Below are 19,254 nucleotides of genomic sequence, written 5' to 3' on the forward strand. Positions count from 1 at the left end.
AGGAGAGCTGTCCATGCTGAAATCGATCCGCGCCGCCTTGGCAATGAGCGTTATAACGTTAACTGCCTTTGGTGCGTCATCGGCCCTCGCGGAGCCGTTGAAAGTGGTCGCCAGCTTCACGATCATTGCCGATTTCGCAAAAAATGTCGGCGGCGACCGCATCAATCTGACCACCATCGTCGGGCCGGATGGCGATGCCCATGTCTACGAGCCGAGCCCGGCTGACGCGATGGCGATGGCGAGTGCGGATGTGGTGCTGGTAAACGGCCTGCATTTCGAAGGCTTTCTGCAGCGCCTGGTCGACGCCAGCGCCACCAAGGCGACGATCGCCGTTCTGACCAAGGGCGTCACGCCGATCAACTTCAAACCCGAATTCGCCGATGCCGATGCCGCTGAAGGCGCCCATACCGATGGCGAAACGGCCACCGATCCGCATGCCTTCCAGTCGATTGCTAATGCCAAAATCTATGTGAAGAACATCGCCGACGCCTTCTGCACCGCCGACGCCGCGGGTTGCGACAGCTACAACGCCAATGCCGCAGCATACACCGCGAAGCTCAATGCGGTCGAAGGCCAAGTGAAGGCGGCAATCCAGTCGATCCCGGAAGAGAAACGCGTGGTCATCACCTCGCATGACGCCTTCGGCTATTTCGAGAAGGCCTATGGCCTCACCTTCCTGGCCCCCGAGGGGGTGTCGACCGAGTCGGAGCCGTCCGCTGCCGACGTCGCCAAGCTGGTCAGCCAAGTGAAGCAGGACAAGGCGGCGGCTGTCTTCATCGAGAACATCACCAACGCGCGGCTGATCGAGCAGATCGCCAGCGAGACCGGCATCAAGGTGGGCGGCACGCTCTATTCGGATGCGCTGTCGCAGCCCGACGGCCCGGCCTCGACCTATATCGACCTGATGCACAACAACATCGCCCAGATCAAAGGCGCGATCCTTGGAAGCTGACTCGAGCGTGTCTATGCGATCGGGGCATTATCGCCCCGGTTGGATTTTCCGGCCCGCAATATCTATTTGGCAGAGAATTCCCCCGATGCGGATTGCCGCCCATGCCAGGGAGTGGCAAGACTGCCGCTAAATTCAGATTGCGAGGACAGAGCCATGGAATACCGTCAGATCAGCGAGGACTATTCGGTCTCCGGCCAGATCCAGCCCGAGGACGTCGCCGCCATCAAGGACGCCGGCTTCAAGAGCGTGATCTGCAACCGGCCCGACGACGAGCAACCCGGCCAGCCATCGGCCGACACCGTCAAGGCAGCGGTGGAGGGAGCCGGGCTTGCCTTCCGCTACATCCCGGTGATCAGCGGCCAGATCACGGCCGAAAACGTCGAGGACCAGGCCGAGGCGCTCGACGAACTCGAAGGCCCGGTGTTCGCCTATTGCCGTTCCGGCGCCCGCTGCACCAATCTTTACGGGCTGATCCAGCAGTCGAAGGGCTAAATCGGCAGCGAGCCGGTTTCCTTCAGCGTTTCGAGCACGATCGCCGTCTTCACGTGCTGCACTGATTCGTGCGGCAGAAGCACGCCGTTGACGAATTCCGACAGTGACTTCAGGTCCGGCGTTACCACCTTCAGGATGTAGTCCATCTCGCCGGTCAGCGCGTGTGCCTCCTGCACTTCCGGCAACCGCGCCACCAATTCGCCGAAGCGTTGCGCATTGTCGCGGTTGTGGGTGGCGAGCGTCACCGAGATGACGTTGACCAGCGAGAAGCCGAGCTTGTCGCGGTCGAGCACCGCGCGATAGCCCCTGATGTAGCCGTCCTCCTCCAGCCTTTGGCGGCGACGCGAACATTGCGACGCCGACAGGTTCACCCGTTCCGACAAATCGTTGTTGGTCAGCCGTGCGTCGCCCTGCAACAGAGCCATTATCTTGCGATCAAACTGGTCAACGCGCGCGTCATCCATGGATTCGTCTCCATACGTGCACAGTTCGAGCATCACTCGATCATTTAAAGCGTTTGAATGCAAGCACCATGCGCCCGTTCCGCGCTATGATTATGGGAAAATGGCCCTTTTCGGCCACAGAGCTCTTTGGAGGATAACGCCATGGGTCCCTTCCCGCACGACGCACCGCCCGCAAAGATCAGCAAGGCCAATCCCGCCGGAACCGACGGCTTCGAATTCGTCGAGTTCGCGCATCCCGAACCGGAAAAGCTCGCCGAGCTTTTCACCCGCATGGGTTATATGCCGGTGGCCAAGCATCGCACCAAGAACATCACCGTCTGGCGGCAGGGCGACATCAACTATGTCGTCAATGCCGAACCCGGCTCGCATGCGATGAAATTCGTCGACAAGCACGGCCCCTGCGCTTCCTCCATGGCCTGGCGGGTCGTCGATGCCAAGCATGCGTTCGACCGTGCCGTCGCCAAGGGTGCGACGCCCTATGAAGGCAACGATAAAACGCTCGACGTGCCGGCGATATCAGGCATCGGCGGCTCGCTGCTTTATTTCATCGAGGTCTACGGCGACAAGGGCTCGGCCTACGATGCCGAGTTCGAATGGCTTGGCGCACGCGACCCGAAGCCGGAAGGCGTCGGCTTCTACTATCTCGACCACCTCACCCACAATGTCCATCGCGGCAACATGGACAAATGGTGGGATTTCTATCGCGACCTGTTCGGCTTCAAGCAGATCCATTTCTTCGACATCGACGGCAAGATCACCGGCCTAGTCAGCCGCGCCATCACTTCGCCCTGCGGCAAGATCCGTATCCCGCTCAACGAGTCCAAGGACGACACTAGCCAGATCGCCGAATATTTGAAAAAATATATGGGCGAAGGCATCCAGCACATCGCCGTCGGCACGGACGAGATCTACGGCGCCACCGACAGACTGGCAGCTAACGGGCTGAAGTTCATGCCGGGCCCGCCGGAAACCTATTATGAGATGTCCCATGCCCGCGTGCACGGCCATGACGAGCCGATCGAGCGGATGAAAAAGCACGGCATCCTGATTGACGGCGAAGGCGTGGTTGACGGCGGCACGACCAAGATCCTGCTGCAGATCTTTTCAAAAACCGTGATCGGCCCGATCTTCTTCGAATTCATCCAGAGGAAGGGCGACGAAGGCTTTGGCGAGGGCAATTTCCGCGCGCTGTTCGAATCGATCGAGCAGGACCAGATCAAGCGCGGCGTGCTGAAGGTGCAGGCAGCGGAGTAAGCGGCCGGTCGAGTGGTTTACAGTCCCAGCCGCTCGACCTCTTCTTTCCTGAGCTTCAGATCATAGTCCAGGAAGAACTCGTCGAGCTGCGGCGGCTTCACCGACGTGCCGGACAGCATGGCGTGCACCTGGCCGCGATGGTGGATGTCGTGGATGAAGAGGTGGGCGAGCAGATCGCCGATCCGCTCCGGTATTTTTCCGTCCTCGCGCCGGTCGGTGACGACACTGCGGTGGAGATCATCCGCCGACAAATGATCGCAAAAGGCGATCAGCCGCCGGTCGGCCGCAACTTGGGCGGCAAGCAGCGCTTGTGGTTCATCGAACGGCACGAAATCGTCATGGGCCGCGGCGCCTACGCCGCCCTCTTCGAGAAAGTCGAGATAGAGATGATCGACCGCCAGGATGTGATTGAGCGTTTCCTTGATTGACGGGAAGAAGCTGGTTCGCTCGGCTTCGAATTCACCGGGCTTAAGCTGCAACACGGCGCGATAGAGCCGGTCGTTCGACCAGAGGTTGTTGCGCGCCATGCGGCGGAAATGGTACAGCAAGTCCATGACTTCACTCCGCTGACTGGACCAAAGACACGCCCGCCCACAGAAGCGCAAATCCGGCGAGAACGATCAGCAGAAGCCGATTCATGCGCCGCCGGATGGCTTGCGTTTCCTCGTCCCGAGCGACGTTCATGTTGGTCACGGTGTGGAACATCATTGCGTTGCGCGGAAAGCCGCTGCGATTCGTCAGGTCGGGAGAGCGCGCCTCGATGCGATAGCTCAGCCGGATGGCCTGAATGAAGATCGCCAGCATGACACGGGCCCAGACACCGGACAGAAGATAGAATGTCTCGCCTGTCATACTCTTACCCCTCGTATTTCTCGACTTTCTGCTCGATCGCACCAAAAACCGAATGTCCGGTCCTGTCCTTCATTTCGATGCGCACCGTGTCGCCGAAGCGCAGGAATGGCGTTTTCGGTTCGCCGGCCTCGATGGTCTCGATCATACGCAACTCGGCAATGCAGGAATAGCCGGCACCGCCCGCCGAGACAGGCTTGCCCGGGCCGCCGTCGAGCTTGTTGGAGACCGTGCCCGAGCCGATGATCGTGCCGGCGGCCAGTGGCCGGGTTTTCGCGGCATGTGCAATCAGCGCCGGAAAATCGAAGGTCATATCCACGCCTGCGTTCGCCCGGCCAAACGGCTTGCCATTGAGATCGACCAGCAGCGGCAGGCTGACCTTGCCGCCATCCCAGGCCTCGCCCAGTTCGTCCGGCGTTACCGCGACCGGCGAAAAAGCCGAGGACGGCTTTGATTGGAAGAAGCCGAAGCCCTTGGCCAGCTCTGGCGCAGTGAGGGAGCGCAGCGTGACGTCATTGACCAGCATGACCAGCCGGATCGCGGCCCGCGTCTCATCCAGGCTTGCTCCCATCGGGACATCATCGACAATGACGGCGACCTCCCCTTCCATATCGACGCCAAAGGCCTCGTCGGCCGCCCGGATCGGATCGCGTGGCGCGACGAACGCGTCCGAGCCGCCCTGGTAGATCAGCGGATCGGTCCAGAAGCTTGCCGGCATCTCGGCGCCGCGCGCCTTCCGCACCAGCTCGACATGGTTCACATAGGCCGAGCCGTCCGCCCATTGGTAGGCGCGCGGCAGCGGCGAATGGGCGTCGTGCTCGTGAAAGCGCGCTGACGGCACCGCATTGTTCTCCAGCGATTCCGCTATTGTCGCCAGATGCGGCGCGATCCGGCTCCAGTCGTCGAGTGCCGCCTGCAGCGTCGGCACCAGAAACGAGGCATCGGTGAACCGCGTCAGGTCGCGCGAGACGACGACCAACTTTCCGTCACGCGTCCCGTCCTTCAATGTGGCAAGCTTCATGTGTCCTCCCAGGGCGTTTACTCGTAGTATTTGCCGGCATAGATAACTCTGGCTGCGGCTTTCCAGGGATTGTCACCCGCCAAAAATGCCGGGTCGCCCCGCCCATTGTCTTCGAACCAAGCGACCGCTGATTCAAGAAATGTGCTGAGCGAGCCATTTTTCCATCCGTTCCAGCCGGTATCAGGTCCTGCTGGCGTCGTTGCCTCCTTGCGGCCGCGTCCTTACGGTCCTTGCTCAGCGCGTCGATGAACCGGACGAAAGATGGCAGATCCTGCACCTTCTCAAGAAGCATCGAGAGTTGCGCCGCGGATCTCTCCTCGGATTCGCGCACCTCTTCCCAAAGCTTGTCGTTGGCCATCCTCACTCCCTAAGCCCCACAACAAGGCCGTCGCGGGCGATCGTCAAGGCGCCGGCCCATGTTTTCCTGACGGCGGCAATCCAGTCGGCCTCACCGATCTCGGGATCGTCGGCAGGAATGAGGTGGTTGAGAACCAGTCTTTTGACCCCTGCATCACTGGCGATGCGCCCCGCCTTCTCAGCAAAAGTATGGCTGGCGAGCAGATGCTCTCTGAGCCGCGCGCCGTTTCCGGTTTTCGCGACGAGCCGCTCGATGCCCTCCTCCAGCATCGCTTCATGGACGAGGATGTCGGCGCCCTTGGCAAAATCCGCCAATGGCGGAAAGAATGCCGTATCGGCGGAGAACACCACGCTTTGTCCGGCATGCTCGAAGCGCACCGCGAAGCAGTCGGTCACCGGCGGATGGTCGACGCGCAGCGCCGAAACCTTCAGGCCACGTTCCTCCATCACTCGGCCTTCGCCGAACTCGACAATCGAAACCATATCTTCGATATCAGGCCGGCCTTCGTCGACAATGCGTGTCTCGATGTCGAATTCCATCGCCTGACAAAAACGCTGCCAGTAATGGCCGGTGCCGGGCGGGCCGAACACGGTGACCGGTGTCGCCAGACCCGCCGTCCAGGCGGTGTGGACCAGCGGACCGAGTTCCAGCACATGGTCGGAATGCAGATGGGTGATGAAGACCAGGTCTAGCGCCTTCAGGCTGATGCCGGCATCGGCTAGCCCGCGCGTCACGCCAAGCCCGCAATCAACGACGATAGTGCGGCCGCCGATCTCCAACAGCGATGAACTCGGCCACGGTCCGCCCGGCCGAAGTGCCGGGCCGCCCTTCGAGCCCAGCAGCACCAGCCGATCCCGCGTTGGATCAGCGCTCAAGACCAGTCGCCCTCCGGCGTGCCGTTGAAGCGCTTCTTCAGATCGGCCCAGCAGTCGATGTAATTGTCCTGCCGGGTTTCGAGCTCGGTGGCGTAGCGGGTCAGCATCTGCGGGAATCGCGTCTCGAACATGAAGGCCATGGTGTTGTCGAGCTTGACCGGTTTCAGCTCAGCGCGCGAGGCCTTTTCGAAGCCAGACGCGTCAGGCCCGTGGGCCAGCATCAGATTGTGCAGGCTGATGCCGCCCGGAACGAAGCCCTCCTCCTTGGCGTCGTACTGGCCGTGGATCAGGCCCATGAACTCGCTCATGATGTTGCGGTGGTACCAAGGCGGGCGGAACGTGTTTTCAGCCACCAGCCAGCGCGGCGGGAAGATGACGAAGTCGATGTTGGCGGTGCCCTCCTCGCCGCTCGGCGCGGTCAGCACCGTGAAGATCGACGGATCGGGATGGTCGAACAGGATCGCGCCGACCGGCGAAAAGGTCTCAAGATCATATTTATAGGGCGCGTAATTGCCGTGCCACGCCACCACGTCGAGCGGCGAATGGCCGATCTCGGTGACATGGAATTGGCCGCACCATTTCACGGTCAGCCGGCACGGCGTCTCCTTGTCCTCGAACCAGGCGCAAGGCGTCTTGAAATCGCGCGGATTGGCCAGGCAATTGGCGCCGATCGGGCCACGATCCGGCAGCGTCAGCTTGGCGCCGTAATTCTCGCAGACATAGCCGCGCACTGTTTCATCGACGAGTTCGACCTTGAACACGAGGCCGCGCGGCAGCACGGCGATCTCGCCCGGTCGCAATTCGATGACGCCCATTTCGGTAACGAAGCGCAGGCTGCCGACCTGCGGCACGACCAGCAGCTCGCCGTCGGCGTTGAAGAAATGGTCGTCGACCATCGAACGGTTGGCGACATAGACATGAGCCGCCATGCCGGTCTGGCCGAGCACGTCGCCAGCGGTGGTGATGCTGCGGATACCGGCAATGAAGTCGGTCGGCTCCTTCGGCATCGGCACCGGGCTCCAGCGATATTGGCCGAGCGCCAGTTCGTGATCGCCGACATTCGGCGCGCTCTTCCACAGCGGATAGTTCGCTGGTTTGAAGCGGCCGGTGTGCCTGACGCTCGGCCTGATGCGATAGAGCCAGGAGCGCTCGTTGGTGCCGCGCGGCGCGGTGAAGGGCGAGCCGGAAAGCTGCTCGGCATAGAGACCGTAGGCCGGCCGCTGCGGCGAATTCCGCCCCTGCGGCAGCGAGCCAGGCAAGGTTTCGGTTTCGAAGTCGTTGCCGAACCCCGGCATGTAGGAATAGGCCATGGCATCCTCCCTGGAAACTGACAGAGCGCTCCTCGCCTCCAACGGTTGCGGCACGCTGGCATTGACGTAATTGGTTTCATTTGTAACCATCGAAAATGTAACTATCAACCGCGGTGCCTGCCGGGATACAAAACCTTGGACGTCCTCGAACTCGAAAGCTTCCTGCCCTACCGGCTCTACCGGCTCGCCGATGCCGTCAGCCGCGAATTCTCAAGGATTTACAAGGATCGCCACGGCCTGACGCGGCCCGAATGGCGCACGCTGGCCGGCCTCGGACAGCACGGCAGCATGACCGCGACGGCGCTCGGCGAACAGTCGGCGATGCACAAGACCAAGGTTTCGCGCGCCGTCGCCGAGCTCGAACGGCGCCGCTGGCTCACGCGAAAACCGGATGAAAATGACCGCCGAATCGAGCACCTGATGCTGACTGGAGCGGGCCTTGCCGCCTATCGCGAGATGGTGCCGCTAGCAAAGGCGTTCGAGCAGGAATTGCTGGCAAAGCTCAGTGCTGGCGAGCGCACCGCGATCACAAATGGATTGGGTGCGCTCAAGGAGGCTCTGGGCAAGGATTAGGCGCTCACCAGTCCATCACCACCTTGCCCGAATTGCCGCTGCGCATCGCGTCGAATCCGGTCTGGAAATCGTCGATGCCGATGCGGTGGGTGATGAGGCCGGTGACGTCGAGCGGGCCTTGCACCAGTGCGATCATCTTGTACCAGGTCTCGAACATCTCGCGGCCATAGATGCCCTTGAGATGCAGCATCTTGAAGATGACGTTGTTCCAGTCGATCTCGAAGCCGGTCGGCGCGATGCCTAGAATGGCGATCTTGCCGCCATTGTTCATGGCGTAGATCATGTCGCGGAAGGCGGGTGCGGCGCCAGACATTTCGAGGCCGACGTCAAAACCTTCGGTCATGCCGAGCGCCGGCATGATATCGCGCAGCTTTTCCTTCGACGCGTCGACCACATGCTGGACGCCGAGCTTTTTCGCCAGTGCCAGCCGCACCGGGTTGATGTCGGTGATGACCACTTTTCGCGCGCCGACGCACTGCGCCACCAGCGCACCCATGATACCGATCGGCCCGGCGCCGGTGACCAGCACGTCCTCGCCGACGAGATCGAAGGACAATGCGGTGTGCACGGCATTGCCTAAGGGATCGAAGATTGCGGCGATCTCGTCGGGCACGTCGTCGGGGATCGGCACGACATTGTGCTGCGGGATCGCCAGATATTCGCCGAAGGCGCCCGGCCGGTTGACGCCGACGCCGAGCGTGTTGCGGCACAGATGCCCCCTGCCCGCCCTGCAATTGCGGCAATGGCCGCAGACGATATGGCCTTCGCCCGAAACACGCTGGCCGACCTTGTATTCGGTGACCGCCGCGCCGAAGTCGGCGACCGTGCCGACGAACTCGTGGCCGGTCACCATCGGCACCGGCACGGTCTTTTGCGCCCACTGGTCCCAATTGTAGATGTGAACGTCGGTACCGCAGATCGCTGTCTTCCTGATCTTGATCAGAACGTCGTTCGGGCCGATTTCCGGCACCGGCACCTCTTCCATCCAGATGCCCAGCTCGGCCTTGGCCTTGACCAGCGCCTTCATCATGTTCGACATTCTTTTGTCCCTTGAATCTCTTGATCCGAATGACCCGAAATCGCTTTTCTGTTCCGGCCGTTCAGGAAATCACACCGAGTTCGCGCCCGATCGCGCCGAACGCCTCGACCGCGCGATCGATGTCGGCGCTGGAATGGGCGGCCGACATTTGCGTGCGGATGCGCGCCTGGCCCTTCGGCACCACCGGAAACGAGAAGCCGATGACATAGATGCCGCGCTTCAGCATGCGCGCCGCCATCTCCTGCGCCAGCGTCGCATCGCCCAGCATGACCGGGATGATCGGATGATCGGCGCCGGCAAGCGTAAAGCCGAGCTTACCCATTTCAGACCGGAAGCGCGCCGCATTGGCATAGAGGCGCTGACGCAGCGCATCGCCATTGCCGATCAGTTCGAAAACCCGGATCGAGGCGCCCGCAATCGCCGGCATCAGCGTGTTGGAAAACAGATAGGGACGCGAGCGCTGGCGCAACCAGTCGACCACTTGGCACTTGCCCGATGTGTAGCCGCCCGACGCGCCGCCCAGCGCCTTGCCGAGCGTGCCGGTGATGATATCCACCCTGCCCTCAACGCCGCAATGCTCGGCCGAGCCGCGGCCGTTCCTGCCAACGAAGCCGACTGCATGGCTGTCATCCAACATTACCATTGCATCGTACTTCTCGGCGAGATCACAGATGCCCTTCAGATTGGCGATGATGCCGTCCATGGAAAATACACCATCGGTGGCGATCAGCCGAAAACGGCAATCCCTTGCCTCCTTCAGCCGCGCCTCCAGATCGGCCATGTCGTTGTTGGCATAGCGGAAGCGCTTCACCTTCGACAGCCGCACGCCGTCGATGATCGAAGCGTGGTTCAGCGCGTCGGAGATGACCGCATCCTCCTCGCCGAGCAGCGTCTCGAACAGGCCGCCATTGGCATCGAAGCACGAGCCGTAGAGGATCGTATCCTCCATGCCGAGGAAGCCAGAAATCGTCGCCTCGAGCTGCTTGTGCTCTTCCTGCGTGCCGCAGATGAAGCGCACCGACGCCATGCCATAACCATAGCGGTCGAGTGCCTGCTTGGCCGCGTCGCGCAATTCGGCGCTGTCTGCGAGGCCGAGATAATTGTTGGCGCAGAAATTCAGCACCTTTTCGCCGCCCACCTCGATCTCGGCCGACTGCGTCGAGGTGATCACCCGCTCGGATTTGTAGAGGCCGGCCGATTTCAGCCCTTGAAGCTCGCTATCGATATAGGAGAGGAATGCCGCACTCATGATCAGGCCCTGTTGAGATTGAATGGACTGTCGCCCCGCGCGGGCGAAAAATCCACCGCAAAAGCGACCGCTTCGGTGATGCGACGGTCAGTGACCAGAATGTGGCTAGAATGCCGCCAACTGGCGGATGCTCAAATGCAGCTGCGGCGCGAAAGAACGCGATAACCATTTCGCGAGCTTTCCACCGCTGCCGCTGTCGCAGCTCTGTCGACTTCCAGAGCTGTTAACACTTTCAAGCCAATGGTTCTCACACCTAACAATCTGTCGGCGAGAGGGACCGCCTCAGAAAATGTCGCAGCAACCGGTGCAAACCATTTCGGGCAGGCTTATACTGTTGATCAAGGCCGGCTATTGGCTGGCGCTGCTGATCATTGCAGCCATGGTGATGGCCTCCTTCATCCTTCTCCAGCAGATGATGGCTGACCAGCGGCACGACGATACGCTGCTCGATATTGTCGGCATGCAAAAGACGCTGTCGCAACGCATTGTCTTCCTTGCCAACGCGGCAGGTACTGCTTCGCGCAACCAACAACCGGCTCTGGTCACCGCATTCAAACAGGCCACGGCGGAGTTCGAGAGGAACTATGACCTTCTGCTCGAGCGGGTCGTCGCCGACCCGGCGTCACCGGCAAGGTTCGATCCGAAATCAGTCGAGAGCGTGCTTTTCGCCAAGCCGTTTCATCTCGACTACTTCTCGGTCGGGCTTATCGCCAACGGCCAACGCCTGGTTTCGGCGTTCGAATCACGACTCGGCATGGCCGATAATGGCGGCTACAAGGGCGGCGGCGAACGCGTCAACCTCGACGCTTCCATCGCCAATGCGACCCTGTCGGGCTATGCGGCACTCGGCCAGCGCATCAGCGCCCATGCCGATGCGCGATCGGAAACACTTCTCGATCTCCATCGAACGCTGTTCTACACCACCATCGGCGTCATCGTGCTGGTGGCACTTTTCATCTTCAGGCCGATGTCGAACGCCATCCTGCGCAAGACACACGAACTGATCGATGCCCGCAATTCCATGGCTTTCATCGCCGTGCATGACGGCCTTACCGGCCTGCACAACCGCACCTTCCTGACCGACCATTTCGATACGCTGATCAAGGGTGCACAGCGTCGGCGAGAGCGGCTTGCGGCGGTCCACCTCGACCTCGACCGGTTCAAGCAGATCAACGACACGCTTGGCCACGCCGCTGGCGACTATGTGCTGGTGGTGACGGCGCAGCGCATGCGCGATTCCTGCCGGGCATCGGATCTCTGCGTGCGTCTCGGCAGCGACGAGTTCGTAATGATCCTCAATGGTGCCGGCGGCACCGAGGACATCAACATGGTCGCCAGGCGCGTGCTGACGCAGATCAACGAACCGATCGTCTTTCAGGGCACGACCATCCTTCCAGGCGCCAGCGCCGGCGTCGCCGTCTATCCGGTCGACGCCGACAATGCGCAAGATCTGCTCGTCCATGCCGACCTCGCGCTCCACTCCGCCAAGAAGCAGAGTGGCAGTCTCTCATTCTTCTCCGAGGAATTGCGGCATGAACTCGATTACCGCAAGCAGCTCGAGCATGACATTAGGATCGCAATCGCGGAGAAGGCGTTCCAGGTCTATTTCCAGCCACAGGTTTCGTTGTCGAACGGTACGATCGGCGGCATCGAGGCGCTGGTTCGCTGGGAACATGCCGAGCGCGGCATGATCACACCGGGCGAGTTCATTCCCGTCGCCGAGAAATGCGGACTCATGCCTGCGATCGGCCGCATTGTCATCGCCAAGGCAATCAGCGAGGCGGCCGAGTGGAACCGCGCCGGCGTCGCCTTCGGACGGCTCGCGGTCAACGTATCCGGCAGCGAATTGCGCGAGCCCGATTTCGACGCCTTCCTCTTCGATACGCTGGAAAAGGCCGGCCTGCCGCCACAAAGACTTTCGCTGGAAATCGTCGAATCCGTCATTCTCGACGACGAGAAGACCGGCATCGCGGCAAAGCTACGGCACATCCGCGCCGCCGGTGTTCATCTCGAACTCGACGATTTCGGCACCGGCTACGCCTCGCTCAGCCACGTCAACCCGAACGAGATCGACCGGCTGAAGATCGATCGCCGCTTCGTCCAGAACATCAATGAGAACGGCGACAACACCAAGATCGTGCGAGCCATCACCGAACTCGCCCGCGGCCTCGGCATCTCGATCGTCGCCGAGGGCGCAGAAACCGAGGCCGAGCTCGATTCGCTGATGGCGATCGGCTGCGACCAGGTGCAGGGCTATTCCATCGCCTTCCCGATGCCGCAGGACAAGGCACGCCAATGGCTGGTCGCGCGGGCGCCGAAGAGAGCCAGGCTAACGGTGCTGCAGGGAAGGTTGGCGTAAGGCGCCAGCCCTGCCATGCCTCTTTGGAAATGGCGGCCTGACGGGTGAGTCCGGCTAAAGCCGATCTGCCGCTGACTCCCGCAATGGTGGCAATTCTTCAGCGGATTGAGCATCGGCACCCCGAGCGGTGCAAAATGACGCTCGCAGTCCGTCAGTATCGTCAAACCGTGGACCTCGGCTGTAGCGGCGATCGCTACGGCATGTGCGGTGCGCAAATCGAAGGGAAGAACCCTCTTTCCTTGGGCCACTGAAACAATGCGCTCGGCAGTTTGGGATCAATCGACATTCGCCCGCAGCGCCGCCAGGACCTCCGCGAACTCCGCCAGCCTGTCGTCGGACAACCCGGTCCGCAGCCGCTTGTCGAAGGCGAGGGCTGCCGTGCGCAATTTCAGGAATAGCGCCTCTCCCGCTTCGGTCAGCTCGACCTGATGGACGCGGCGGTTTTCCGGATCGCGGCGCCGGGTCAGCAGGCCTTGGGTCTCCATGGCGTTCAGATGGTGGGTCAGCGTCGCGCCTTGGATTCCGATCATGCCGGCGAGCTCGCGCTGGTTGGCCAGTTCGCGCGACTTGATCGACAACAGAGTGACCCAGACCGGCAGCGTGCCGCCAGCCTCGACCAAGGCGGCGTCGAAGGCCTGTGCGACAAGCTTTGCGGTGCGGGCGAGATTCATCCCGATTGGCGGGCGATCAAAAGGCGTCATGATTCGACACTAGAGCAAGGGAAAGGCCGATGGAACTGGCCCACGCTTATACATTGACACCTAATCATTAGATATCTAACCTTATGGTGAGCGTGGGGAAAGGAGAAAATGCGGTCATGCAGTATGTCTACATCATCGTCCTCGGCCTTCACGTATTGGCCGGTGTGTTCTGGGCTGGAACGACCATCGCTGTCGCCCGCGATCCGGAGATTCGGATCGAACGGTTTTTCCGGCCGCAAATGCGAGCGGCCGGCATGGTTTTCCTGACCGGCGCCCTCCTCTGGTATTTCTTCCACGGCGGCTATTTCGGTTCGATGGAAATGGTTCTGGCCCTGGGTATCGCCACAGCCCTGATTGCTGCGGGCGTCCAGGGCGCGCTGGTCGGCTCTGCCAGCAGGCAGCTCGCCGGCATCGACGCGGCGACGGAAACCCAGCTGCGCGCGAAAATGACAAGGGGCGAACGCATCGCTGGTGGGCTGCTGGTCATCACCGTTCTTTGTATGGCTACCGCTAGGTTGTTCTGAGCGGGGCCCGCCGCAATTGACAAGATCGTACGATTTCCGGCCGCAAGCCGGCGGCGGGTGGCGCGCAGATCGGTCCGACTTGCCTGGTGGCTCTCCGTACGGAGGTTCGGCTGCGCGCCACCAATCCAAAGCGATCCTCAGATCCTCAGGCCGAACCTGATGCCGTCGTAGATTGCGGCGTGGATGTTGCGCGAGGCGACCGCATCGCCGATGCGGAAGAGCACGAAACCGCCTTGCTGATTGCGCGCCGGAAAAATGTCGCCGCCATTGACCAGCCGCTCGTAGTCGACCGCGCCGCCATTCTTCGACAGCGGTTTCAGTGCGAGATAGAGGTCATCGAGCGGCAGCGTGCCGTGCTCGACCACCACCTGATCGACCCGCCGCTCGCCGCGCCAGCCGTCGGCGAAGTCTGAGCCGAGTTCCGCAACCAGTTGATTGCCCTCGCGCCGTACCGAGCGCAGCCGTGTGTTTATAGTGATGGTGACGCCCTTCTCGTGGAAGGCGCGCATATACGGCACGTGATTCATGCCGCCCATTTCCGGGGCGAAGAAGCGTTCGGGCGAAACAAGCTCCAGCCTTGCGCCGCTGCCCGCGATCAGCTCGGCGGCTCCCATGCCTTGATGGCCGCCATTGTCGTCATAGAGCAGCACGTTTTCGGCCGGCTTGACGCTGCCGGCCATGATATCCCAGCTCGACGTGACGAGATTGTCGCCCGCCGCCAGCGGCGGGTTCTGGGGCAGGCCGCCGGTGGCTATCACCACTACGTCGGGCGACAGCGCCAGAACATCGTCCTTCTCCGCCCAGGTGTCATAGCGGATCTCGACGCCGAGCCGGTCGAGTTCGGCCAGCCGCCAGTCGATGATACCGATCAGTTCCTTGCGGCGCGGGTTCTGTGTCGCCAGCCGCACCTGGCCGCCGGCCTGGCTCGACGCTTCCAGCACGGTGACCTGGTGCCCGCGCTCGGCAGCGACACGCGCCGCCTCCAGCCCGCCGGCCCCAGCGCCGACGACGACCACGTTTCGCTTCGGTCCCTCGGTCCTGGGGATGATGTGCGGGATATCAGCCTCCCGGCCGGTTGCCGCATTGTGGATGCATAGCGCCTCGCCGCCTTCATAGATGCGGTCGAGGCAGTAAGTGGCGCCGACGCAAGGGCGGATCTCGTGCTCGCGGCCCTCCATCACTTTCCGAACGATGTGCGGATCGGCGATGTGGGCGCGGGTCATGCCGACCATGTCGAGCTTGCCGGTGGCGATGGCGTGACGCGCGGTGGCGACATCCGCAATCCGCGCCGCATGGAAGGTCGGGAATTTCGTCGCCGCCCTCACCTCACCGGCGAAGTCGAGATGCGGCGACGAGCGCATGCCGGTCACCGGGATGACCCTGGTCAGCGCGGCATCGGTTTCGATTGAGCCGCGGATGATGTTGAGGAAATCGACCTTGCCGGAGCCGGCCAGCCGCCTAGCGATCTCGACGCCTTCCTGCTTCGACAGGCCCTTCTCAAAATCCTCGTCGGCGACCATGCGGATGCCGACGACGAATTTGTCGCCGACCGCTGCCCGCACCGCGTCGAGCACCATGCCGGTGAAGCGCAAGCGGTTGTCGAGCGAGCCGCCGAAATCGTCGTCGCGCTGGTTGGTGGCGGGCGACCAGAAGCCGTCCATCAGGTGGCCATAGGCCTCGAACTCGATGCCGTCGAGGCCGGCGGCCTGGCAGCGCTGGGCGGCGGCGGCGTAATCGGCGACGATGCGCTCTATATCCCAGTCCTCGATGGTCTTTGGGAAGGCGCGGTGCGCCGGCTCGCGCACCGGCGAGGCGGACAGCACCGGAAGCCAGTCGGCCTTGTTCCAGCCGGTGCGGCGGCCGAGATGGGTGATTTGGATCATCACCTTGCAGTCATGCTCGTGGCAGGCATCGGCGAGTTCGGTGAGCCACGGCACGATGCGGTCGTCATAGACATGCAGATTGCCGAAGGCGGCCGGGCTGTCGCGCGAGACGATCGCCGAACCGGCGGTCATGGTCAGCGCCATGCCGCCCTTGGCCTTTTCGGCGTGGTAGAGACGGTAGCGCTCTTTCGGCATGCCGTCCTCGGAATAGGCCGGCTCATGGCTGGTCGACATGACCCGGTTCTTCAGCGTCAGATGTTTGAGCTGATAAGGCCGGAGAAGCGGATCGTTGGTGGTCATCGTCTTCCTACTGTTTCAAATTGTGCTAAAGAGCGGCAAATTTTTGTTTTTACGCTCGTTGTCCAAAACCGCTGCGCACCCTCGGGTCTGGCCGGTGGGCAGGCTTTGGGCGACATGCAGTAGGGAACCCGCCCATGACCGATACGAAAAACCTTACCCAGCTCGGCACCAACGTCGAGACGCCACAGAGCCCTGAGGCGGCAGTCCTGGAAACCGTGCCGTTTTCGCGCGGCGACGGGCCCCCGGCCATCGTCCGCTTCACCTGCCCGGAATTCACGTCGCTTTGCCCGGTCACCGGCCAGCCGGACTTCGCCCATATCGTTATCGACTATGCACCCGATACGCTGCTGGTGGAATCGAAGTCGCTCAAGCTGTTCATGACCTCGTTTCGCAACCACGGCGCCTTTCATGAAGAGTGCACCGTCATGATCGGCCGCCGCATCATCGCCGCGACCAAACCACTGTGGTTGCGCATTGGCGGCTACTGGTATCCTCGCGGCGGCATTCCGATCGATGTGTTCTGGCAGACCGGCGCGCCGCCTGAAGGCGCCTGGCTGCCCGACACCGGCGTCGCACCGTATCGCGGGCGCGGCTGAGCCTGAGTTTCTACGGAAAATACGCTGCATCAGTTGAGCGGCAGCCGCCGGTAGCGGCCAGGGTTGTTCGGGTCGCTGAAATGGCCCATCGGCCCATGCTCGGCGAAGTGCCCCGCCCAGCGCTTCATCGCAGAGGGATCAAGCTCAACGCCCAATCCGTTGCCCTCCGGCACACGCACCGTGTTGCCCGCCTGCCGGAACGGACCGTCCTTGATAACGTCGCCGATCTGCCAGCGAAACAGCGATTGCGATGCTTCGGTAATCCATGGCGTCGCCGCCACGACATGCAGATAGGCTGATGTCATGATGCCGAGGTCGTTGGAATAGCACCAAAAACCCTTGCCCATCGCCTCACAGGCGGCAATGAACTTCAGGGTTTTCGACAAGCCGCCGAGTGCTGCGAAATTGCAGACGAAGTAATCCGGCGCGCCAAGCGCGACGGCCCGTCTGAGATCCGGGATGTGCGTGGAGAACGGAATGCGCGAATGCTGGCGCAGCGCCGCCATCTCCTCGAAGGTCGCGACCGGATCCTCATAATTGCGGATGTTGAACGGCTCGATCTCGCGCAGCACCCAGCGCGCCGTGGTCAGCGACCACTGCATGTTGGAATCGAGTTTGATCTGCGCCTTCTCGCCAAGCGCCTCGCGCAGCAGGCGCACGGTCCTGATCTCGAGCTCGGGATCGCCCAAGATCAGCTTGCCCTCGAAGATGGTCGAGCCATGCTCCTCGCGCATCTTTAGGCAATAGTCGACGATCGCTTCGGACGTCATCTCGCCGCCCGCTCCATTCTGCGCGGCGCGAAACGAAAAATATTCCGAAAACGGAATGTCCTTGCGCACCGCGCCGCCGAGGACTTTGTAGAGCGGCATGCCGAAGACCTTGCCTCTGATGTCCCACAGCGCCAGCTCGACGGCTCCGAACGCCACGGATGCGGCATTCTCGCCGGTGTTGGCGGTAATCTGCCAGGGCGGCACGCAGCGCGCCTCGCAGTCGGCAATGTCGAGCGGATCGGCGCCGATCAGCGTCGGCGCGATCTCGGCCTTGATCACCTCGCCGAAATGCCACCACGCCGCCTCGCCTAATCCGACTACCCCTTCGTCCGTCTCGACCTCGATGATCGACTTCGAGGCGCCGCCATAAAGTCCGGCCGTCCACCAGAATGGGGCGTCTAGCGGAACGTTGACATGGGTGACGCGGATGTTGGTGATCTTCATCGTCTGCCTACTCGCATTGGTACTGGCTGAGCGCCCATTCGCCGGTCACCGACAGAAGGTCTGATACCTTCCAGTCGCCGTCGACTTTCCTGAATTTCCACTCCAGCCGGTGCGGATTGCCGGCGACGACGAAGGCGACGACCACCTTGGCTTCGTCGCCCTTGACCGCTTCAATGGTCTTCAGGCTCTTATCGATTTCGGTCTTGTCGTATTCCGCATTGTCCAGCGCCATGTTGGGATCGAGGCATTCGCCCTGCCCCGATTTCCGCAGCGCATCGCTCTTGTCGAGCACCGACTTCGCGGGATCGGCGAAGTGGCCGCGCTGGGCCGGATCGAGCCCGAGCCCGACATGCTCGTAGAACGGTTTCACCACCGCCGTTGGCGAACCCAGCCGCACCGGCGCTGCCGGGGCGCTATCACTGGGCTGGGACGCGGTCGGCGAAGTTGCAGCATTATCGGCCGCCGCATTTGCGGGCGGCGCGCCGAACAGGCCCTGAGCGGCGGTGCTGCTCAACCCCGCTGCCAGCAGGCACACAGTCGCCAGGGCCAGGGCGCGGGCCATAGTATCACTCCGGAGTCTGGCCAGCCAGGCACTCGAGCGCACTCAGTGTCCAGCCACTGGTCTTCGAGGTGATGTCGGCGACCTTCCATTTGCCGTCAACCTTCTTCAGCGACCAGACCATTTCGCGTTTGGAGTCATCGCCTTCCGGGAAAAGGTTGAACGTCACTGTCACGCTGGCGCTGTCGCCATCCACTGCTTCAGACAGCTTCAGTGTCTTGGCGACTGTCTCCTCGTCATAGTCCTGCGCGTCGAGACCGGGGGCGAAGTCGATGCAAGGCACCTCGTCCGGCTTGTTCTTCTGTGCCTGGTCGTTGAGGCCGAACAACTTGGTCACCGGCTCGGTGAAACGGTCGCGGTATTTCGCGTCGGGCTCGAATTTGACCTCGGGCAAGTAGAAGAACTTCACCGCATCGGCTGCCGGCCCGGCCAGAGCGGCCGCAGGCGCTGCGATCGAGAGAGCGGCGGCAAGAACAGTCAGTCTCATCCGATAATCTCCAGGTTTTCGTGGTGGGAACCGTTCAATACCACGAATCCTGCATCCCGGATTTTTTGCGGCCCATGAAATCCTCTTGGGCGTTAACTCAGGCGCCCTTGGGCGTTAACTCAGGCGCCCTTGGGCGTTAACTCAGGCGCCCTTGGGCGTTAACTCAGGCGCCCTTGGGCGTTAACTCAGGCGCCC

At 62.0% G+C, this 19,254-nt stretch carries 21 protein-coding genes and 1 pseudogene; 7 read left to right on the top strand and 15 right to left on the bottom strand.

The window, feature by feature from the left end; translation table 11 throughout:
* Positions 1 to 13 precede the first annotated feature (13 nt).
* Both aztC and CIT31_RS32060 read left to right on the top strand, forming a co-directional pair.
* Positions 14 to 952, top strand: coding sequence for a zinc ABC transporter substrate-binding protein AztC (gene aztC, locus CIT31_RS32055; protein WP_095521798.1), 939 nt, complete (start codon positions 14 to 16; stop codon positions 950 to 952).
* A gap of 153 nt (positions 953 to 1,105) precedes the next feature.
* Positions 1,106 to 1,444, top strand: a complete 339-nt coding sequence (locus tag CIT31_RS32060) for a protein tyrosine phosphatase family protein (protein ID WP_095521799.1) — start codon at positions 1,106 to 1,108, stop codon at positions 1,442 to 1,444.
* Here CIT31_RS32060 and CIT31_RS32065 read toward each other — a convergent pair.
* A complete protein-coding gene (locus CIT31_RS32065; protein WP_095521895.1) occupies positions 1,441 to 1,908 on the bottom strand; it encodes an Lrp/AsnC family transcriptional regulator in 468 nt (155 codons plus the stop codon). The genes CIT31_RS32060 and CIT31_RS32065 overlap by 4 nt on opposite strands.
* A gap of 141 nt (positions 1,909 to 2,049) precedes the next feature.
* Here CIT31_RS32065 and hppD point away from each other — a divergent pair, with 141 nt between their 5' ends.
* Positions 2,050 to 3,162, top strand: coding sequence for a 4-hydroxyphenylpyruvate dioxygenase (gene hppD / locus CIT31_RS32070; protein WP_095521800.1), 1,113 nt, complete (start codon positions 2,050 to 2,052; stop codon positions 3,160 to 3,162).
* A 17-nt stretch (positions 3,163 to 3,179) separates the two neighbouring features.
* Here hppD and CIT31_RS32075 read toward each other — a convergent pair whose 3' ends face one another.
* From CIT31_RS32075 to hmgA, 6 genes are read right to left on the bottom strand one after another with little or no spacing between them, the layout of a single operon-like run.
* A complete protein-coding gene (locus CIT31_RS32075; protein WP_095521801.1) occupies positions 3,180 to 3,716 on the bottom strand; it encodes a DinB family protein in 537 nt (178 codons plus the stop codon).
* 4 nt (positions 3,717 to 3,720) lie between these two features.
* The gene (locus CIT31_RS32080) at positions 3,721 to 3,966 is read right to left on the bottom strand and encodes a hypothetical protein (RefSeq protein ID WP_245316539.1); all 246 of its coding nucleotides are present in this window, start codon (positions 3,964 to 3,966) and stop codon (positions 3,721 to 3,723) included.
* Positions 3,967 to 4,018: 52 nt separating this feature from the next.
* On the bottom strand, positions 4,019 to 5,032 hold the full coding sequence (locus CIT31_RS32085) for a fumarylacetoacetate hydrolase family protein (RefSeq protein ID WP_095521803.1): 1,014 nt from the start codon (positions 5,030 to 5,032) through the stop codon (positions 4,019 to 4,021).
* A complete protein-coding gene (locus CIT31_RS32090; protein WP_095521804.1) occupies positions 4,998 to 5,390 on the bottom strand; it encodes a hypothetical protein in 393 nt (130 codons plus the stop codon). The genes CIT31_RS32085 and CIT31_RS32090 overlap by 35 nt, the downstream gene beginning before the upstream one ends.
* Before the next feature lie 2 nt (positions 5,391 to 5,392).
* Positions 5,393 to 6,265, bottom strand: a complete 873-nt coding sequence (locus CIT31_RS32095; RefSeq protein ID WP_095521805.1) for an MBL fold metallo-hydrolase — start codon at positions 6,263 to 6,265, stop codon at positions 5,393 to 5,395.
* On the bottom strand, positions 6,262 to 7,575 hold the full coding sequence (gene hmgA / locus CIT31_RS32100; protein ID WP_095521896.1) for a homogentisate 1,2-dioxygenase: 1,314 nt from the start codon (positions 7,573 to 7,575) through the stop codon (positions 6,262 to 6,264). The genes CIT31_RS32095 and hmgA overlap by 4 nt, the downstream gene beginning before the upstream one ends.
* Positions 7,576 to 7,710: 135 nt before the next feature.
* On the opposite strand from hmgA, the gene CIT31_RS32105 reads away from it, so the two are divergent.
* Positions 7,711 to 8,148, top strand: a complete 438-nt coding sequence (locus tag CIT31_RS32105) for a MarR family winged helix-turn-helix transcriptional regulator (RefSeq protein WP_029354053.1) — start codon at positions 7,711 to 7,713, stop codon at positions 8,146 to 8,148.
* Positions 8,149 to 8,152: 4 nt separating this feature from the next.
* Here CIT31_RS32105 and tdh read toward each other — a convergent pair whose 3' ends face one another.
* Both tdh and CIT31_RS32115 read right to left on the bottom strand, forming a co-directional pair.
* Positions 8,153 to 9,187 carry an L-threonine 3-dehydrogenase gene (tdh, locus tag CIT31_RS32110; protein WP_095521806.1) on the bottom strand — a complete coding sequence of 345 codons (1,035 nt, stop codon included), beginning with the start codon at positions 9,185 to 9,187 and terminating at the stop codon, positions 8,153 to 8,155.
* A 61-nt stretch (positions 9,188 to 9,248) separates the two neighbouring features.
* Positions 9,249 to 10,436 (bottom strand): glycine C-acetyltransferase, encoded by a 1,188-nt coding sequence (locus tag CIT31_RS32115; RefSeq protein ID WP_095521807.1) that lies wholly within the window; start codon positions 10,434 to 10,436, stop codon positions 9,249 to 9,251.
* Between the two features lie 289 nt (positions 10,437 to 10,725).
* Here CIT31_RS32115 and CIT31_RS32120 point away from each other — a divergent pair, with 289 nt between their 5' ends.
* A complete protein-coding gene (locus CIT31_RS32120; protein ID WP_095521808.1) occupies positions 10,726 to 12,795 on the top strand; it encodes a putative bifunctional diguanylate cyclase/phosphodiesterase in 2,070 nt (689 codons plus the stop codon).
* Between the two features lie 95 nt (positions 12,796 to 12,890).
* On the opposite strand, the pseudogene CIT31_RS36240 reads toward CIT31_RS32120, so the two are convergent.
* Both CIT31_RS36240 and CIT31_RS32130 read right to left on the bottom strand, forming a co-directional pair.
* Positions 12,891 to 13,031: pseudogene (locus tag CIT31_RS36240) on the bottom strand (VapC toxin family PIN domain ribonuclease); the annotation flags it as partial.
* A gap of 39 nt (positions 13,032 to 13,070) precedes the next feature.
* Positions 13,071 to 13,496 (bottom strand): MarR family winged helix-turn-helix transcriptional regulator, encoded by a 426-nt coding sequence (locus tag CIT31_RS32130; protein WP_029354062.1) that lies wholly within the window; start codon positions 13,494 to 13,496, stop codon positions 13,071 to 13,073.
* A 116-nt stretch (positions 13,497 to 13,612) separates the two neighbouring features.
* Between CIT31_RS32130 and CIT31_RS32135 the strand changes: the two genes are divergently transcribed.
* On the top strand, positions 13,613 to 14,020 hold the full coding sequence (locus tag CIT31_RS32135) for a hypothetical protein (RefSeq protein WP_095521809.1): 408 nt from the start codon (positions 13,613 to 13,615) through the stop codon (positions 14,018 to 14,020).
* 137 nt (positions 14,021 to 14,157) lie between these two features.
* Here the strand turns inward: CIT31_RS32135 and CIT31_RS32140 are convergent, their stop codons facing one another.
* On the bottom strand, positions 14,158 to 16,203 hold the full coding sequence (locus tag CIT31_RS32140; RefSeq protein WP_095521810.1) for an oxidoreductase: 2,046 nt from the start codon (positions 16,201 to 16,203) through the stop codon (positions 14,158 to 14,160).
* A 134-nt stretch (positions 16,204 to 16,337) separates the two neighbouring features.
* On the opposite strand from CIT31_RS32140, the gene queF reads away from it, so the two are divergent.
* Positions 16,338 to 16,799 carry a preQ(1) synthase gene (queF, locus tag CIT31_RS32145; protein WP_065009701.1) on the top strand — a complete coding sequence of 154 codons (462 nt, stop codon included), beginning with the start codon at positions 16,338 to 16,340 and terminating at the stop codon, positions 16,797 to 16,799.
* Between the two features lie 29 nt (positions 16,800 to 16,828).
* Here the strand turns inward: queF and CIT31_RS32150 are convergent, their stop codons facing one another.
* From CIT31_RS32150 to CIT31_RS32160, 3 genes are read right to left on the bottom strand one after another with little or no spacing between them, the layout of a single operon-like run.
* Entirely contained in the window at positions 16,829 to 18,013 is a 1,185-nt protein-coding gene (locus tag CIT31_RS32150; protein WP_095521811.1) for a mandelate racemase/muconate lactonizing enzyme family protein, read from the bottom strand.
* Between the two features lie 7 nt (positions 18,014 to 18,020).
* Positions 18,021 to 18,575 carry a hypothetical protein gene (locus tag CIT31_RS32155; protein ID WP_095521812.1) on the bottom strand — a complete coding sequence of 185 codons (555 nt, stop codon included), beginning with the start codon at positions 18,573 to 18,575 and terminating at the stop codon, positions 18,021 to 18,023.
* 4 nt (positions 18,576 to 18,579) lie between these two features.
* Complete coding sequence (locus tag CIT31_RS32160) at positions 18,580 to 19,059, bottom strand: DUF3828 domain-containing protein (protein WP_095521813.1); 480 nt, start codon at positions 19,057 to 19,059, stop codon at positions 18,580 to 18,582.
* Between the last annotated feature and the right edge of the window lie 195 nt (positions 19,060 to 19,254).

It is taken from the genome of Mesorhizobium wenxiniae (genome assembly GCF_002284535.1).
Classification (GTDB): Bacteria; Pseudomonadota; Alphaproteobacteria; order Rhizobiales; family Rhizobiaceae; genus Mesorhizobium; species Mesorhizobium wenxiniae.

What these genes read in the sequence shown, in the direction of transcription:
- aztC (WP_095521798.1), top strand. Translation starts at nt 14, where the DNA reads ATGCTGAAATCGATCCGCGCCGCCTTGGCAATGAGCGTTATAACGTTA.
- CIT31_RS32060 (WP_095521799.1), top strand. Translation starts at nt 1,106, where the DNA reads ATGGAATACCGTCAGATCAGCGAGGACTATTCGGTCTCCGGCCAGATC.
- CIT31_RS32065 (WP_095521895.1), bottom strand. Translation starts at nt 1,908, where the DNA reads ATGGATGACGCGCGCGTTGACCAGTTTGATCGCAAGATAATGGCTCTG.
- hppD (WP_095521800.1), top strand. Translation starts at nt 2,050, where the DNA reads ATGGGTCCCTTCCCGCACGACGCACCGCCCGCAAAGATCAGCAAGGCC.
- CIT31_RS32075 (WP_095521801.1), bottom strand. Translation starts at nt 3,716, where the DNA reads ATGGACTTGCTGTACCATTTCCGCCGCATGGCGCGCAACAACCTCTGG.
- CIT31_RS32080 (WP_245316539.1), bottom strand. Translation starts at nt 3,966, where the DNA reads ATGCTGGCGATCTTCATTCAGGCCATCCGGCTGAGCTATCGCATCGAG.
- CIT31_RS32085 (WP_095521803.1), bottom strand. Translation starts at nt 5,032, where the DNA reads ATGAAGCTTGCCACATTGAAGGACGGGACGCGTGACGGAAAGTTGGTC.
- CIT31_RS32090 (WP_095521804.1), bottom strand. Translation starts at nt 5,390, where the DNA reads ATGGCCAACGACAAGCTTTGGGAAGAGGTGCGCGAATCCGAGGAGAGA.
- hmgA (WP_095521896.1), bottom strand. Translation starts at nt 7,575, where the DNA reads ATGGCCTATTCCTACATGCCGGGGTTCGGCAACGACTTCGAAACCGAA.
- tdh (WP_095521806.1), bottom strand. Translation starts at nt 9,187, where the DNA reads ATGTCGAACATGATGAAGGCGCTGGTCAAGGCCAAGGCCGAGCTGGGC.
- CIT31_RS32115 (WP_095521807.1), bottom strand. Translation starts at nt 10,436, where the DNA reads ATGAGTGCGGCATTCCTCTCCTATATCGATAGCGAGCTTCAAGGGCTG.
- CIT31_RS32120 (WP_095521808.1), top strand. Translation starts at nt 10,726, where the DNA reads ATGTCGCAGCAACCGGTGCAAACCATTTCGGGCAGGCTTATACTGTTG.
- CIT31_RS32130 (WP_029354062.1), bottom strand. Translation starts at nt 13,496, where the DNA reads ATGACGCCTTTTGATCGCCCGCCAATCGGGATGAATCTCGCCCGCACC.
- CIT31_RS32135 (WP_095521809.1), top strand. Translation starts at nt 13,613, where the DNA reads ATGCAGTATGTCTACATCATCGTCCTCGGCCTTCACGTATTGGCCGGT.
- CIT31_RS32140 (WP_095521810.1), bottom strand. Translation starts at nt 16,203, where the DNA reads ATGACCACCAACGATCCGCTTCTCCGGCCTTATCAGCTCAAACATCTG.
- queF (WP_065009701.1), top strand. Translation starts at nt 16,338, where the DNA reads ATGACCGATACGAAAAACCTTACCCAGCTCGGCACCAACGTCGAGACG.
- CIT31_RS32150 (WP_095521811.1), bottom strand. Translation starts at nt 18,013, where the DNA reads ATGAAGATCACCAACATCCGCGTCACCCATGTCAACGTTCCGCTAGAC.
- CIT31_RS32155 (WP_095521812.1), bottom strand. Translation starts at nt 18,575, where the DNA reads ATGGCCCGCGCCCTGGCCCTGGCGACTGTGTGCCTGCTGGCAGCGGGG.
- CIT31_RS32160 (WP_095521813.1), bottom strand. Translation starts at nt 19,059, where the DNA reads ATGAGACTGACTGTTCTTGCCGCCGCTCTCTCGATCGCAGCGCCTGCG.